This window comes from Palleronia aestuarii (assembly GCF_003253995.1).
GTDB lineage: Bacteria > Pseudomonadota > Alphaproteobacteria > Rhodobacterales > Rhodobacteraceae > Palleronia > Palleronia aestuarii.
In genome coordinates this window covers 56,282-69,400 of the sequence record NZ_QKZL01000010.1, presented here as the reverse complement: position 1 = coordinate 69,400, position 13,119 = coordinate 56,282, and the positions used below count along the sequence as shown (strand labels likewise).

At 66.7% G+C, this 13,119-nt stretch carries 15 protein-coding genes; 6 read left to right on the top strand and 9 right to left on the bottom strand.

Going from position 1 to position 13,119, the window contains the following annotated elements:
* Positions 1 to 33: 33 nt before the first annotated feature.
* From LX81_RS12580 to LX81_RS12550, 7 genes are all read right to left on the bottom strand, one after another.
* Positions 34 to 453 carry a hypothetical protein gene (locus LX81_RS12580; RefSeq protein WP_111537682.1) on the bottom strand — a complete coding sequence of 140 codons (420 nt, stop codon included), beginning with the start codon at positions 451 to 453 and terminating at the stop codon, positions 34 to 36.
* 6 nt (positions 454 to 459) lie between these two features.
* The gene (locus LX81_RS12575; protein ID WP_111537681.1) at positions 460 to 1,671 is read right to left on the bottom strand and encodes an acetyl-CoA C-acetyltransferase; all 1,212 of its coding nucleotides are present in this window, start codon (positions 1,669 to 1,671) and stop codon (positions 460 to 462) included.
* 37 nt (positions 1,672 to 1,708) lie between these two features.
* Positions 1,709 to 2,341 carry a glutathione S-transferase family protein gene (locus LX81_RS12570; protein WP_111537680.1) on the bottom strand — a complete coding sequence of 211 codons (633 nt, stop codon included), beginning with the start codon at positions 2,339 to 2,341 and terminating at the stop codon, positions 1,709 to 1,711.
* A gap of 100 nt (positions 2,342 to 2,441) precedes the next feature.
* The gene (locus LX81_RS12565; protein WP_111537679.1) at positions 2,442 to 4,220 is read right to left on the bottom strand and encodes an acyl-CoA dehydrogenase C-terminal domain-containing protein; all 1,779 of its coding nucleotides are present in this window, start codon (positions 4,218 to 4,220) and stop codon (positions 2,442 to 2,444) included.
* A gap of 28 nt (positions 4,221 to 4,248) precedes the next feature.
* Entirely contained in the window at positions 4,249 to 4,644 is a 396-nt protein-coding gene (locus LX81_RS12560) for a MerR family transcriptional regulator (RefSeq protein ID WP_111537678.1), read from the bottom strand.
* Between the two features lie 122 nt (positions 4,645 to 4,766).
* On the bottom strand, positions 4,767 to 5,156 hold the full coding sequence (locus LX81_RS12555; protein WP_111537677.1) for a MerR family transcriptional regulator: 390 nt from the start codon (positions 5,154 to 5,156) through the stop codon (positions 4,767 to 4,769).
* Between the two features lie 56 nt (positions 5,157 to 5,212).
* On the bottom strand, positions 5,213 to 5,917 hold the full coding sequence (locus LX81_RS12550) for an NAD(P)-dependent oxidoreductase (RefSeq protein ID WP_234822596.1): 705 nt from the start codon (positions 5,915 to 5,917) through the stop codon (positions 5,213 to 5,215).
* Positions 5,918 to 6,136: 219 nt separating this feature from the next.
* Here LX81_RS12550 and LX81_RS12545 point away from each other — a divergent pair, with 219 nt between their 5' ends.
* From LX81_RS12545 to LX81_RS12535, 3 genes are read left to right on the top strand one after another with little or no spacing between them, the layout of a single operon-like run.
* Positions 6,137 to 6,571, top strand: a complete 435-nt coding sequence (locus LX81_RS12545; RefSeq protein WP_111537676.1) for a PaaI family thioesterase — start codon at positions 6,137 to 6,139, stop codon at positions 6,569 to 6,571.
* On the top strand, positions 6,568 to 7,077 hold the full coding sequence (locus LX81_RS12540; RefSeq protein ID WP_111537675.1) for a PaaI family thioesterase: 510 nt from the start codon (positions 6,568 to 6,570) through the stop codon (positions 7,075 to 7,077). Before LX81_RS12545 ends, LX81_RS12540 begins: the two co-directional genes overlap by 4 nt.
* Positions 7,070 to 8,383, top strand: a complete 1,314-nt coding sequence (locus tag LX81_RS12535; protein ID WP_111537674.1) for an MATE family efflux transporter — start codon at positions 7,070 to 7,072, stop codon at positions 8,381 to 8,383. The genes LX81_RS12540 and LX81_RS12535 overlap by 8 nt, the downstream gene beginning before the upstream one ends.
* On the opposite strand, the gene LX81_RS12530 is transcribed toward LX81_RS12535, so the two are convergent.
* Positions 8,378 to 9,430: a quinone-dependent dihydroorotate dehydrogenase gene (locus LX81_RS12530; protein WP_111537673.1), complete on the bottom strand. Its 1,053-nt coding sequence runs from the start codon at positions 9,428 to 9,430 to the stop codon at positions 8,378 to 8,380. The two genes, LX81_RS12535 and LX81_RS12530, sit on opposite strands and share 6 nt — an antisense overlap.
* The gene (locus tag LX81_RS12525; RefSeq protein ID WP_111537722.1) at positions 9,427 to 9,765 is read right to left on the bottom strand and encodes a DUF952 domain-containing protein; all 339 of its coding nucleotides are present in this window, start codon (positions 9,763 to 9,765) and stop codon (positions 9,427 to 9,429) included. Before LX81_RS12525 ends, LX81_RS12530 begins: the two co-directional genes overlap by 4 nt.
* A gap of 116 nt (positions 9,766 to 9,881) precedes the next feature.
* On the opposite strand from LX81_RS12525, the gene LX81_RS12520 reads away from it, so the two are divergent.
* The 3 genes from LX81_RS12520 to LX81_RS12510 all read left to right on the top strand — a co-directional run bounded on the left by LX81_RS12520 (position 9,882) and on the right by LX81_RS12510 (position 13,115).
* Positions 9,882 to 11,444 (top strand): bifunctional metallophosphatase/5'-nucleotidase, encoded by a 1,563-nt coding sequence (locus LX81_RS12520; protein ID WP_111537672.1) that lies wholly within the window; start codon positions 9,882 to 9,884, stop codon positions 11,442 to 11,444.
* Positions 11,445 to 11,609: 165 nt separating this feature from the next.
* Entirely contained in the window at positions 11,610 to 12,578 is a 969-nt protein-coding gene (locus tag LX81_RS12515) for a Bug family tripartite tricarboxylate transporter substrate binding protein (RefSeq protein WP_111537671.1), read from the top strand.
* A gap of 63 nt (positions 12,579 to 12,641) precedes the next feature.
* Positions 12,642 to 13,115 (top strand): tripartite tricarboxylate transporter TctB family protein, encoded by a 474-nt coding sequence (locus LX81_RS12510; protein WP_111537670.1) that lies wholly within the window; start codon positions 12,642 to 12,644, stop codon positions 13,113 to 13,115.
* Positions 13,116 to 13,119 lie beyond the last annotated feature (4 nt).

Below are 13,119 nucleotides of genomic sequence, written 5' to 3'. Positions count from 1 at the left end.
TCCGGAAATTTCATGTGCGTGGCGCCGGCGCGTTCAGGGCTTCACGCGGGGCACGACGATCGGAAACGAGGCATTCGAGAGACCCCAGGTGACGCCCATGGCTCGCCATTCGCCGTCGACAAGCCTCAAGGTCGCGGAAGAATTGAACTCCGGACAGATGCGGTTCGCATCCTTCATGAGGTGCGTGACGTAGACCCCGGAGATGAGGCTGCCGCTGAGGACATGGACATCGCGCGCGATGCGAATCATGTGCGTCATGCGCTGGCTTTCGAGCATTCGACGCCAGGCGTCGAACCCCGATCTGAGCGAGGTCTCGTCGGCGATCATGGTCAGGGCCTGATCCGTGATGAAGGCGATCGGGAGTTCGAAGCAGCTGCAATAGGCGTCGAAATCGCCGGTGAGATAGCAATCCCCGACCTTATCGAGCCATTCCTGGAACGGTACCGCCGGCATCGACTGCTAGACCCGTTCGATGATCGTGGCCGCGCCCATGCCGGAGGCGACGCAGAGCGTGGCGAGCCCGGTCTGCCGATCGCTGCGCTCCATTTCGTCGAGGAGCGTGCCGAGGATGATCGCGCCCGACGCGCCGAGCGGATGTCCCATCGCGATCGCGCCACCGTTCACGTTGAGCCGATCCTCGTGGACATCGAACCTCTGCGCGAAACGCAGGACGACGGAGGCGAAGGCCTCGTTGACCTCGAAGAGATCAATATCGGAGATGTCCATGCCTGCCTGCGCCAGCACGCGTTCCGTCGCCGGGACGGGGCCCGTCAGCATGATGGTCGGGTCGGTGCCGATTCGGGCGGTGGCGCGGATCCGCGCCCGAGGCTTCAGCCCCATGCGCTCGCCGTATTCCGCGCTCCCGACGAGCAGCGCGGCGGCACCGTCCACGATCCCCGAGGAATTGCCGGCGTGGTGGATGTGGGAGATCGCTTCTAGATGCGGATACTTCATCAGCGCGATCTGGTCGAAGCCCGGCATCGTCTCGCCCATTTCCTTGAAGGAGGGTTTGAGCGCGCCGAGGCTCTGCATGTCGGTCTCGGGCCGCATGTGCTCGTCGTGCTCGAGGATCGAGACGCCGTTCATGTCCGTCACCGGGATGACCGAGCGGGCGAAGCGGTTCTCCGACCAGGCCCGTGCGGCACGCTTCTGGCTCTCCACCGCATAGGCATCCGCGTCGTCGCGGGTGATGCCGTATTCCGTCGCGATGATGTCGGCGGAAATGCCCTGCGGCACGAAATAGGTCTTCATCGCGACGGAGGGATCGACGGCGATGGCCGCCCCGTCGGAGCCCATCGCCACGCGGCCCATCATCTCCACGCCGCCCGCGATGTACCCGTCGCCGGCGCCGCCCTTCACCTGATTGGCCGCGAGGTTCACCGCCTCTAGGCCGGAGGCGCAGAAGCGGTTGATGCTGAGCCCGGGGATCCGTTCGTCGAGCGAGGAGGCGAGGACGGCCGTGCGCGCGAGGCAGCCCCCCTGTTCGCCGACCTGCGTGGCGTTGCCCCAGATCACGTCCTCCACGGCGTGGCCTTCGAGGGCATTGCGCGCCTTGATCGCGTCGAGGACCAACGCGCTCAGCCGGACCGAGGTCACCTCGTGGAGCGCGCCGTCCTTGCGGCCCTTGCCGCGCGGGGTGCGGACCGCATCGTAGATGAAGGCGTCTGGCATGGTATCGCTCCTCTCCGGGCGGCGCGTCCGCCGGCCGTCATGTTCCTTCCCGCGACCGAGGCATCAGGTCGTAGGGATGCTTCCAGCCGTCGAGGGACTGGATGTTGCCGAGCCACCGGTCGATCGCGGGCCATTCGGCGCGATCAAAGCCGAACGGCTCCTCGTAGAAAAGATACCCGCAGCAGCTCAGATCGGCGAGTGTGACGTCGCGGCCCACGATCACGTCCCGCCCCTCAAGATGGGTATCGAGCACCTGATAGGTGGACCGCAGTCGCCCCTGCATGAAGTCGATGACCTCCGCCGGCCGCTTTTCCTCGGGCAGGAAGTTCATGAGAAACCGCGTCATCCCCGCCTGGGAGCTGAGCTTGTGGTTGTCCCAGAACATCCAGCGCAGCACCTCGCGCCATTCACCCGGCGCACCGCGGAACCGCCCCGATCGCTCGGCCACGTAATCCTGGATGACGCCCGATTGCGTGAGGCGGAGGTCGCCATCGACCATAACGGGAACCTCGCCCATCCCGTTGACCTCGTCGCGCCAGGCTTCCGTTCGCGTCTCGCCGTTGAAGAAGTCGACGAAGACCGGGCGCCAGTCGAGCCCGGCGAGTTCCATCGCGAGCGCCGCCTTGTAGGCATTGCCCGATTCGCCGAAGCAATGGAGTTCAATCGTCATGCCGTCTCCGTTTCGTATCCTGTTCCGATGGCACGATAGGGAGCCGGACCGGCGGAGGAAACTGCAATCGGGGGCCTTCTCCTTCCCCAGGCACGGGGCGTCAGAAGTTCGCGGCGTCGAGGCTCATCACGGGCTCCGCCCCGCTCTCGATTCGCGCAAGATGCATGGCCGTGGCCGGAAGCTGGCGGGACATGTAATAGCGACCGGTCGACAGCTTCGTCTCGTGGAAGACCGCGTCGGAACTGCCGTTCGCGAGCGCGTCCTGCGCGGCTTTCGCCATTTGTGCCCACATGTAGCCCAGGCAGACATGCCCGAAGAGGTGCATGAAGTCGTAGGACCCGGCGAGCGCGTTCATCGGCTCCCTGATCCCGTTCTGCATGAAGTATGTGCAGGCCGTCGAAAGGTCTGCCGTGGCCTGATCGAGAGGGTCGAGAAACTCTTCCTTCAACGCGGCATCGTCTTGGTGGCTCGCCATGAAACCGCGCACGAGATCGAGAAACCCCATGATCGTCTTGCCGCCCGCATGACCGAGCTTGCGGCCCACGAGGTCGAGCGACTGTACGCCGTTCGTCCCCTCGTAGATCATCGTGATCCGCGCATCGCGGACGAATTGCTCGAGCCCCCATTCACGGGTGAAGCCGGACCCGCCGAGCGTCTGCTGCGCGAAGACCGTCGTCTCGAACCCCTTGTCGGTCAGGAACCCCTTCAGCACCGGAGTAAGGAGCGACACGAGGGCTTCGGCCTCTGCATCCTCCGCGCGCGCGGCCCTGTCGATGAGGAACGCGCCCCATAGGGCGAAAGCACGCGCGCCTTCGACGAAACTCTTTTGATCGAGCAGGTTACGACGCACATCGGGATGCACGATGATCGGGTCGGCCGGCCCGGAGGCGTTCTGCGGCCCGGTCAGGTCGCGTCCCTGGAGCCGGTCGCGCGCGAAGGCGAGGGCGTTCTGGTACGCCACGGACCCCTGGGCATAGCCCTGCACCCCGACGCCGAGGCGGGCTTCGTTCATCATCGTGAACATCGCCCGCATCCCCTTGTGGGCCTCGCCGATGAGAAAGCCCGTCGCGCCATCGTAATTCATCACGCAGGTCGCGTTGCCGTGGATGCCCATCTTTTCCTCGAGCCCGCCGCAGGAGACCGCGTTGCGGGCACCAGTGGTGCCATCCTCCTCCACCAGGAACTTGGGCACGATGAAAAGGGAAATACCCTTTACGCCGTCCGGACCGCCGGGGATACGGGCGAGGACGAGGTGGATGATGTTGTCGGTGAGGTCATGCTCGCCCGCCGAGATCCAGATCTTCTGGCCAGTGATGCGGTAGGTTCCGTCCTCCTGCGGCTCCGCCTTCGTCCGGATCAGGCCGAGATCGGTGCCGCATTGCGGCTCCGTCAGGTTCATCGTGCCCGACCAGCTCCCCTCGACGAGCTTCGGCAGATAGGTCTCTTTCTGGGCCGCGGATCCGTGCGTGTGGATCGCGTTGTAAGCCCCGTGCGACAGGCCTTGATACATGTTGAACGCCATGTTGGCGGAGACGAAGTATTCCCCCACCGCGGAATTCAGCAGATGCGGCATGCCCTGCCCACCGTATTCCGGATCGCAGTCGAGCCCGATCCAGCCGCCCTCACGCATCATGTCGTAGGCTGCCTTGAACCCCTCCGGCGTCCGGACGACGCCGTTCTCGAGCCGGCATCCCTCCGCATCGCCCATGGAATTGAGCGGCGCGAGAACATCCCCGGCCAGCTTCCCGGCTTCCTCCAGAACCGCTCGCGTCGTGTCGCGATCGAGATCCTCGTATCCGGGAACGCCGCTATCCGCGATGCGCAGGACATCGTGGAGCACGAATTGCGTGTCATCCACGGGCGCGCGGTAATGGGGCATGTCTCTCCTCCGTGTTGTGAGGGCCGTGTCAGGCCGCCCGGGTTCCCCGCAACTTCTCCAGCGCATCCGCGCCCCAGGCGATCTGTCCCTCGAGATCGACGATGGCACCGTCGAGGTCCATTCTGCGCTGCTTCAGATCGGCAAGGCGCCGTTGCGCGACCTCGACCGCCCTCGTGAGCTGCGTCTCCTGCTGGTCGTCGATTTCGTAGAGATCTAGGAGCTGGCGGATCTCCTCCAGGGAAAACCCGAAACGCTTGCCCCGGAGAATGAGGGTCAGGCGCGCGCGGTCGCGCCGGGTGAAAAGGCGTTTTTGCCCCTCCCGGATGGGAGCGAGCAGTTCCTTCGCTTCGTAGAAGCGCAGGGTACGTGGTGTGACGTCGAACCTGTCGCACATCTGGCGGATGGTCATCACCTCGTCTGACATGATACGAACCTCGGTCTGCGGCGCCGCTAGCACATGCAAGGCATTCGGGCGCGTTTCAATATGGCCTTACGTCCGCGTCAGCGGAACGTAGCGTAAGTTCGCGCCATGCGGTTTACAGAGTGTTAATCCGCGCCGTCCCCGTGTTCTTCGAGGTGCTTTGCGACGCCGTCGCGCATCTCCTGCAACTCGGCGATCGCACGCTCTGTCTGCCGGACTTCCGATCGCAGGTGCTCGATCTGGCGATCCGCCATGGTCAGCGTCTCGCGCAACTGGGCCACCGTTCCGCGCTGATCGTAGATTTCCAGCCATTGCCGGATCTCTTCGAGGCTGAAGCCCCAACGCCGCCCCCGAAGGATCAGGGTCAGGCGCGCGATCTCGCGCGGTCCATAGAACCGGGCGCGGCCTTCGCGCTCGGGCGCGATCAGTTCGATGTACTCGTAATAGCGAAGGGTGCGTGGAGTCACGTCGAACCGCGCGCACATATCCTTGAAAGACACGCGTGCCTCGGTCATGTCGGCATCCTTTCCGGCCGTCTCTACGCCCCGGACGGACCGGAGCCAAATTCAGCTCAGGAGTTCAGCACTTCCGAAACGAGACGCCCGGGCGTGCTGGCCGATCTGGGCTCCGCACGCGCGATGGCGGGTGTGGCGTTCACCCACATGTTCCTGACGACGCAATCGAGCATGAAATGGGCAAGATCGGCGTGCCGCGTGCGGATCAGGTCTGGTGGGATCACATCCGGCGTTACGACATAGTCCGCGGTGAGCTCGCCCTCCATCAGCCATCCGGGACGCACCGCGGTCCAGTCGATGTCGTCGGCCGCCCGCAAGATGCGTTCCATCTCCGCCATCTGGGTGAACACCCGGTCGAGCGCCGCGCTGCTCGTCATCTGGAACCACAACGGCCCGCGACGCCGGCTTGCCACGAAGCTCGCGGAGATCACGACGAGGCGCCGCACCTGCGCGCGCTGCATTTCCCGGACGAGGTTGACCGCCCCTTCGGTATAGATCGGTGGCGGTGCTATCGCGGTCTTCGGACCGATGCCCAGTCCAATGGCAGACAGGACCGCGTCGCATCCGTCGAGCGCATCGGCGAAACCGCCTTTCATGATGTCGGCGGTTCGCTTCTCCACACCGGCGGGCATGTCGGCATTCCCCGGCCAATTCGGCTCGAAGGCACGGACGCGGTGTCCGGCCGCCACGGCCTGCTTCACGAGATGCTTTCCCGTCGTGCCGGCCGCGCCGAAGATTGCCAAGGTTTTGACGTCGTCCATTGCGTTTACTCCTGATGCGGGTGCAACCGACGATCGAAGCCCCCGGTTCCCTCCCGGGTCCGACGACCGGGCCGAGAATTCGAGACCCGGCGGTCGCCCGCCGGTCGTCTTCGAAGGCACGCCGCTGGTATCCGGGCAGGGCGCGCTGGATTCCTCTTTTCGACTTGTCCGGCGCCGGTTCCGACGGGATAGAGGACCGTGACAGAACCGGAGCCAGGCATGACGGAGCGATTGGCGGAGATCGCGCGGCAATTCATCGAGGCGATCCCCCATGCCCGGGCGCTTCGATTGAGCCTCGAGACGATCGGGGCGGGCGAGGCCGAGATCGTAATGCCCTATGATGCGCGCCTCGTCGGCGACCCCGCGACGGGCGTGATCCACGGCGGTGCGGTTTCCACCCTGATGGATACCTGCAGCGGTGCGGCGGTGATGGCGCATGCAAGCGCGCCCGCCGGAACCGCGACCCTCGATCTCAGGATCGACTACATGCGACCGGCCGCGCCGGGAAAGTCGATACGTGCCCGGGCCACCTGCTACCACGTCACCCGCTCCATCGCCTTCGTGCGAGCGGAGGCCCATGACGGAGAGGCCGACACCCCGGTCGCGAGTGCCACGGGTGCCTTCACCCTCGAACGTGCGGAACGGCCGGAATGAGGCCGCGCCCCGAACCCGTTCAGGTGATCAAGGAGCGTCGCGACGCGGCGCTCGCGAAGCTCGTCGGCGGGATCCCCTACGTTGCCTTCCTCGGCATCCGCTTCGAGAGGCGTGGCGACGAGCTGACCGCGACGCTTCCCTATTCCGACATGCTGATCGGCAATCCGGTCCTGCCAGCGCTGCACGGCGGGGTGACGGCGGCCTTCCTCGAGACGACGGCGATCATCGAGTTGAGCTGGTCGCGCCTCTGGAGCGAGGTCGAGGCCAAACGCATCGATCCGCAGGCCCTTGATGCCACCCGGATGCCGCGGATGCCGAAGACGATCGATTTCACCGTGGACTACCTGCGCTCGGGTCTGCCGCGCGATGCCTATGCGCGTGCGCGGATCAACCGCTCCGGCCGACGCTACGCCAGTGTCCACGTGGAAGCTTGGCAGGACAACCGCGACCGGCTCTTCGCGCAGGCCACGGGGCATTTCCTGATGCCGCAAGCGCCGGATGGCTGAGCCCCGCCCGATCACGCATCGCCGGGTCCTGGCGGTCGCGCTGCCGATCGTGCTCTCGAACGCCACCGTGCCGATCCTAGGCGTCGTCGATACCGGCGTCGTGGGACAACTCGGGGAGGCCGCGCCGATCGGAGCCGTGGGGATCGGGGCGATCATCCTGACCGCGCTCTACTGGATCTTCGGCTTCCTGCGGATGGGGACGACGGGTTTTGCGGCGCAGGCGCTCGGCCGGGGCGATCTCGACGAAGGGGCCGCGATCCTCGGCCGCGCGCTCGGGCTTGCCGCGGTTGCGGGTCTCGCGATCATCGTGCTGCAATGGCCCCTGTTCCGGCTGGCCTTCCTCGTATCGCCTGCCTCGGCGGAGGTGGAGGAGCTGGCGCGCGGGTACATGGGCATCCGCGTCTGGTCGGCGCCGGCGCTCATCGGGCTCTACGCGATCACCGGCTGGCTCATCGCGGCGGAGCGGACGCGCGGCGTTCTGGTGATCCAGCTCTGGATGAACGGCGTCAACATCGTGCTCGATCTCTGGTTCGTCCTCGGTCTCGGCTGGGGGGTCGAGGGGGTGGCCACGGCCACTCTCATCGCCGAATGGTCGGGCCTGGCGCTCGGGCTCTGGCTTTGCCGCGCGGCCTTCGCGACGCCCGCCTGGCGCGACCTGTCCCGGCTGACCGATCCCGCGCGGCTTAAGCGCTTCGCCAGCGTCAACAGCGACATCCTGCTGCGCTCGCTGGCGCTCCAGGGTGTCTTCGTGAGTTTCCTCTTCCTCGGCGCGCGATTCGGCGACGTACCCCTCGCCGCGAACCAGATCCTGCTGCAATTCATCGAGGTCACGGCCTATGCGCTCGACGGCTTCGCCTTCGCGGCGGAGGCGATGGTGGGCAACGCGCTGGGCGCGGGGCGGCGCGACCTCTTCCGCCGCGCGGCGATCGTCACGAGCCTCTGGGGGGCGGCGACGGGCGTTCTGCTGGCGCTGGTATTCGCGATCTTCGGAACGACGATCATCGATATCATGACGACGGCGCCTGGGGTGCGGGCGGAGACGCGCGACTATCTGCCCTACATGGTCGCCGCGCCGATTCTTGGTACCGCGGCCTGGATGCTCGACGGGATCTTCATTGGCGCCACCCGCACCGCCGACATGCGCAACATGACGGTGCTTTCGGCCGCGATCTACGTCGTGGCGGTGCTGGCCCTGGTGCCGGGCTTCGGCAATCACGGCCTGTGGATGGCGCTTCTCGTCAGCTTCGTCGCCCGCGGCGCGACGCTCGGTCTGCGCTACGGCCCGCTCGAACGTTCGGTGTCATGACCATGCCGCGCGGTCGGTGCCGACGAGTTCCGTGATGGTCGTCGCGCGCAACCGGCCGAGCTCCGCATCCATCCCCTCCGCGATCCGGGCGGCGAGCGAGAGCCCGTTATAGACCATGCCCGTGTAGAGCTGCACGGCGGAAGCTCCGGCGCGGATCTTGGCGAGTGCGTCCGCCGCCGACCCGATCCCGCCCACGCCGACGAGCGGGATCCTCGTCAGCCGCGACAGCCGCGCGAGAACTCTCGTCGACCGCTCGAAGAGCGGCGCACCGGAAAGTCCGCCTGCCTCGCCGCGATGAGCGCTTTGGAGCCCGTCCCGCGCGAGGGTCGTGTTCGTGGCCACGATCGCGGAGACGCGGGCATTCTCCGCCACCGCGACCAAGTCGGCGAGGGCCGCACCGTCGAGATCGGGGGCGATCTTGAGAAAGACCGGCAACGGTCGCGCGAGCGCAGCATTGGCCTCCATCACGCCACCGAGGAGGGCCTCGAGCGCCGCCGCGCCCTGGAGATCGCGCAGGCGCTCGGTATTGGGTGAGGAGACGTTGACCGTCGCGAAGTCGAGATGTGGCGCGGCGCGGCGCAGGACTTCGGCGAAATCCGCGGCACGGTCCGCACTGTCCTTGTTCGCGCCGAGATTGAGGCCCCGCGGGATCGCGGTCGGCGTCGCGGCAAGACGGGCCGCGATCCGATCGACCCCCTCGTTGTTGAAGCCGAAGCGGTTGATGGCCGCGCGATCCTCCGCGAGCCGGAAGAGACGGGGCGCGGGATTGCCGGGCTGCGGGCGCGGCGTGGCGGCGCCGAGTTCGAGAAAGCCGAACCCCGCGCGGGAGAGCGCATCGAGCGCGGTGGCGTTCTTGTCGAAGCCCGCGGCCATGCCGACGGGGTTCGGGAGCGCGAGCCCGGCTAGCGTCACGGCGAGCCTGTCGGAGGTGACCGGGCCGGGCAGGGGGACGAGGCCCGCGCGCAACCCGCGGAGCGCCAGCGCGTGGGCCCGCTCGGGATCGAACCGCCGGAGAGCCGCGAGCCCGATCCGCTCGACGGTGCTCATTCGAGTTCCTCCGGCAGGACGTGCCGCCCGCCCTCCAGGGGCAGATCGGTATGCCACTGGACGTCCCGCATCGAGAGCGCGCGGTAGAGATGCGGGAACAGCGCGCCCCCGCGCGACGGCTCCCATTTCAGATCGTCGCCGAGATCGTTCGCCTCGCAAGCGAGGAGGATCAGGCCCGTCGCGCCCGCGAAATGTTTCGACAGGGTTTCGGGAAGCTGTTCGGCGGTGGAGAAATGGACGAACCCGTCGGAGCGGTCCACGGGTGCGCCCGCACTCTCGCCGCGCTCGTGAAGCTCCGACCATTCGGCCGGGCGGAGAACCTTGTAGATCATCATGGGCGCGTTCATCGCATTCCTCGCATCACGCCGCCAGTCCTCCGTGGCGCGCGGGGCTTTGACAACACACCGGGTGCGGCGCAGTCTGACGCCGAACTTCTTTTGAGGAAATGACGATGATCTCGAGACTTGCCAGTTCCGCCGCGTTTCTCGCCCTTACGGCGGGAGGGGCCGCGGCCGATTACCAGATCACCATCCTTCACACGAACGATTTCCACGCGCGGTTCGAGCCGATCACGAGCTCCGACGGGTCCTGCGCGCCCGAGGACAACGAGGCGGGCGAGTGCTTCGGCGGCTCCGCCAGACTGGTCACGGCGATCCGGGATGCGATCGAGCGGCACGAGAACACCCTTCTGGTGGATGCGGGCGACCAGTTCCAGGGCTCGCTCTTCTACACCTACTACAAGGGTGCGCTCGCCGCCGAGATGATGAACGCCATGGGCTACGACGCGATGGCGGTGGGCAACCACGAGTTCGACGACGGGCCGGACGTGCTCGAGACCTTCACGGAGGCGCTCGAGGCGCCCCTTCTGATGGCGAACGCGGATCTGACCGGGGAAGAGGCGCTGCGGGAGGGCATCGAGAAATCGGTGATCCTCGAGAAGAATGGGGAGCGGATCGGCATCATCGGGCTCACGCCGCAGAACAACGAAGAACTGGCCTCGCCGGGACCGAACATCGTCTTCACCGATCCTTCGGAGGCGGTGCAGGCCGAGGTCGACCGTCTGACCGGGGAGGGCGTGAACAAGATCGTTCTCCTGTCGCATTCGGGCTACCAGGCCGACGAACGGATCGCGCAGGCGACGAGCGGTGTCGACATCATCGTCGGGGGGCATTCCCACACGCTTCTGGGCGACATGGAGGGTGCGGAAGGTCCCTATCCGACGATGGTGAACGAGACCGCCATCGTGCAGGCCTACGGCTACGGTAAGTACCTGGGCGAACTCGACGTGACCTTCGACGATGACGGCAAATTGACGGAGGCACAGGGGGCCCCGATCCTGCTCGACGCCTCCGTCGAGGAGGACGCCGCAACCGTCGAGCGGATCAGCATGGCCGCCGAGCCGCTCGACGAGATCCGCAACGAGGTGATCGGAGAGGCCGCGGAGGCGGTCGACGGCGACCGCACCGTCTGCCGGGCGCGGGAATGCACCATGGGCGTCCTGATCGCCGACGCCATGCTCGACCGGGTCGCGGATCAGGGTATCGAGATCGCGCTGCAGAACGGCGGCGGCATCCGCGCCTCCATCGACGCGGGCGAGGTCACGATGGGGGAAGTGCTGACCGTGTTGCCCTTCCAGAACACGCTGTCGACCTTCGAGGTGAGCGGACAGACCCTTCTCGACGCGCTCGAGAACGGAGCGAGCCAGATGGAGGAGGAAGGCGGGCGCTTCGCGCAGGTCGCGGGCATGAGCTATACCGTCGATCCGTCGGCGAAGCCGGGTTCGCGGATCAGCGACGTCATGGTGGGCGGCCAGCCGATCGAAACCGCCACGACCTACGGCGTGGTATCCAACAATTACGTGCGCAACGGCGGCGATGGCTACGAGATGTTCGTCGATGCCCAGAACGCCTACGATTTCGGGCCCGACCTCGCCGACGTGACGGCGGAGTATCTTTCGGCGAACACGCCCTACACGCCGATGACCGATGGCCGCATCACGGTCGTGGGCGAATAACGCTCGCCGCGACCCCGCCGCCGCGTCGCGATTTCCCCGATCCGACGCGGCGGTGCTCCATCCGTCTGGTATACCAAACGTTGATCTCGGATTCGACATGACCTAAGCTCGCGGCATCGGATGGGGCCGTGACAGCCCCCGCACGTCTACCTGGGAGGAGAAGACATGCCGAACCGTTTCGCCGCGATCGCAACGGGGTTCAGCCTCGTTGCCGGTGCCGCCTATGCGCAGGATTATCCCGACCGCCCGATCCAGATGATCGTCCCCTGGGGCGCGGGCGGGGGGACCGACGCCGTCGGCCGCATCATCGCCACGCAGCTCCAGCAGGAGCTCGGGGTGCCCGTCAACGTCGTGAACCGCACCGGCGGCTCGGGCGTGGTAGGCCACAGCGCCATCGCCAATGCAGAGCCAGACGGCTACACGATCGGCATCATGACGATCGAGATCGACATGATGCACTGGCAGGGCCTGACCGATCTGACCTACGAGGATTTCGAAATCCTCGCGATGGTGAACACCGATCCCGGCGGGATCATGGTTTCCGCGGATTCCGGATGGGACAGCGTCGAGGCCTTCCTCGAATCGGTCAAGGCCGAGCCCAAGGGCACCTTCACCGCCTCGGGGACGGGGCAGGGGGGCATCTGGCATGTCGGAATGGCAGGTTGGCTTCTCTCCGAGGACCTGCCGCCCGACCAGATCACCTTCGTCCCGAGCCAGGGTGCCGCGCCCGGCATCACCGACATGGTCGCGGGCGGCGTCGACATGATTCCGTCCTCGCTGGCCGAGGGGCGCTCGATGATCGATGCGGAGCGGGTCCTGCCGCTCGCCACGATGTCGGCGGAGCGGCAGGAGGCGTTTCCGGACGTGCCGACGCTCGCCGAGACGACGGGGTCCGACTGGACGGTCGCCGTCTGGCGCACGGTGGCGGGTCCGGCCGGCTTGCCCGACGACGTTCGAGACACGCTCGTGAGCGCGATCGAGACGGCCTACAATTCCGACGAGTATCAGAGCTTCATGCAGGAACGCGGCTTCGGCCTGCGCTGGGCCGGGCCCGACGAGGCGACGCAGATCGTGGCCGAGGACGACGCCGCCTTCGGCGAGGTCATGCGGCAGGCGGGCCTCGCGGCGGAATGATGTCCTGAGAGGGGCCCGGTCGGACGGACGTCCGACCGGGCCCGCCCCTGGCCGGAGGCCACCATGCGTGCAACGGACCTGACCCTCGGCATCCTCGTTCTGCTCGGCGGGATCGCCATCTATGTCTCCGCCATGGGGTTCGAAGTGATCCCAGGACAGAGCTACGGCGCCGGCACCATGCCGCGCGCCATCGCCTTTGCCACGATCGGCGTGGGGCTCTTCATCGCGGGCAAAGCGCTCATGGCGGGGGATCGTTCGCTGGGTTTCGAGTTGCGCGACTGGGTGCGAAGTGGCCGCGCGCTCTTCCGGGCCGGCACCGCGCTCGTGCTCATCGTCGTCTACATCGTCGCCGCCCCATTCGTGGGGTTCACGCCCGCCGCGCTCTTCGTGCTCCTTGCGGGAATGCTGGTCCTCGGTACCCGACCCCTTCCCGCGATCGCGATTTCCATCGTCGCGACCATTGCCATCCAGCAGAGCTTCGGTCGGCTCCTGCTCGTCCCGCTGCCGCGCAGCGACCTTTTCTCCTTCCTCTGGTAGCAAC

What these genes read in the sequence shown, in the direction of transcription:
- LX81_RS12580 (WP_111537682.1), bottom strand. Translation starts at nt 453, where the DNA reads ATGCCGGCGGTACCGTTCCAGGAATGGCTCGATAAGGTCGGGGATTGC.
- LX81_RS12575 (WP_111537681.1), bottom strand. Translation starts at nt 1,671, where the DNA reads ATGCCAGACGCCTTCATCTACGATGCGGTCCGCACCCCGCGCGGCAAG.
- LX81_RS12570 (WP_111537680.1), bottom strand. Translation starts at nt 2,341, where the DNA reads ATGACGATTGAACTCCATTGCTTCGGCGAATCGGGCAATGCCTACAAG.
- LX81_RS12565 (WP_111537679.1), bottom strand. Translation starts at nt 4,220, where the DNA reads ATGCCCCATTACCGCGCGCCCGTGGATGACACGCAATTCGTGCTCCAC.
- LX81_RS12560 (WP_111537678.1), bottom strand. Translation starts at nt 4,644, where the DNA reads ATGTCAGACGAGGTGATGACCATCCGCCAGATGTGCGACAGGTTCGAC.
- LX81_RS12555 (WP_111537677.1), bottom strand. Translation starts at nt 5,156, where the DNA reads ATGACCGAGGCACGCGTGTCTTTCAAGGATATGTGCGCGCGGTTCGAC.
- LX81_RS12550 (WP_234822596.1), bottom strand. Translation starts at nt 5,917, where the DNA reads ATGGACGACGTCAAAACCTTGGCAATCTTCGGCGCGGCCGGCACGACG.
- LX81_RS12545 (WP_111537676.1), top strand. Translation starts at nt 6,137, where the DNA reads ATGACGGAGCGATTGGCGGAGATCGCGCGGCAATTCATCGAGGCGATC.
- LX81_RS12540 (WP_111537675.1), top strand. Translation starts at nt 6,568, where the DNA reads ATGAGGCCGCGCCCCGAACCCGTTCAGGTGATCAAGGAGCGTCGCGAC.
- LX81_RS12535 (WP_111537674.1), top strand. Translation starts at nt 7,070, where the DNA reads ATGGCTGAGCCCCGCCCGATCACGCATCGCCGGGTCCTGGCGGTCGCG.
- LX81_RS12530 (WP_111537673.1), bottom strand. Translation starts at nt 9,430, where the DNA reads ATGAGCACCGTCGAGCGGATCGGGCTCGCGGCTCTCCGGCGGTTCGAT.
- LX81_RS12525 (WP_111537722.1), bottom strand. Translation starts at nt 9,765, where the DNA reads ATGATGATCTACAAGGTTCTCCGCCCGGCCGAATGGTCGGAGCTTCAC.
- LX81_RS12520 (WP_111537672.1), top strand. Translation starts at nt 9,882, where the DNA reads ATGATCTCGAGACTTGCCAGTTCCGCCGCGTTTCTCGCCCTTACGGCG.
- LX81_RS12515 (WP_111537671.1), top strand. Translation starts at nt 11,610, where the DNA reads ATGCCGAACCGTTTCGCCGCGATCGCAACGGGGTTCAGCCTCGTTGCC.
- LX81_RS12510 (WP_111537670.1), top strand. Translation starts at nt 12,642, where the DNA reads ATGCGTGCAACGGACCTGACCCTCGGCATCCTCGTTCTGCTCGGCGGG.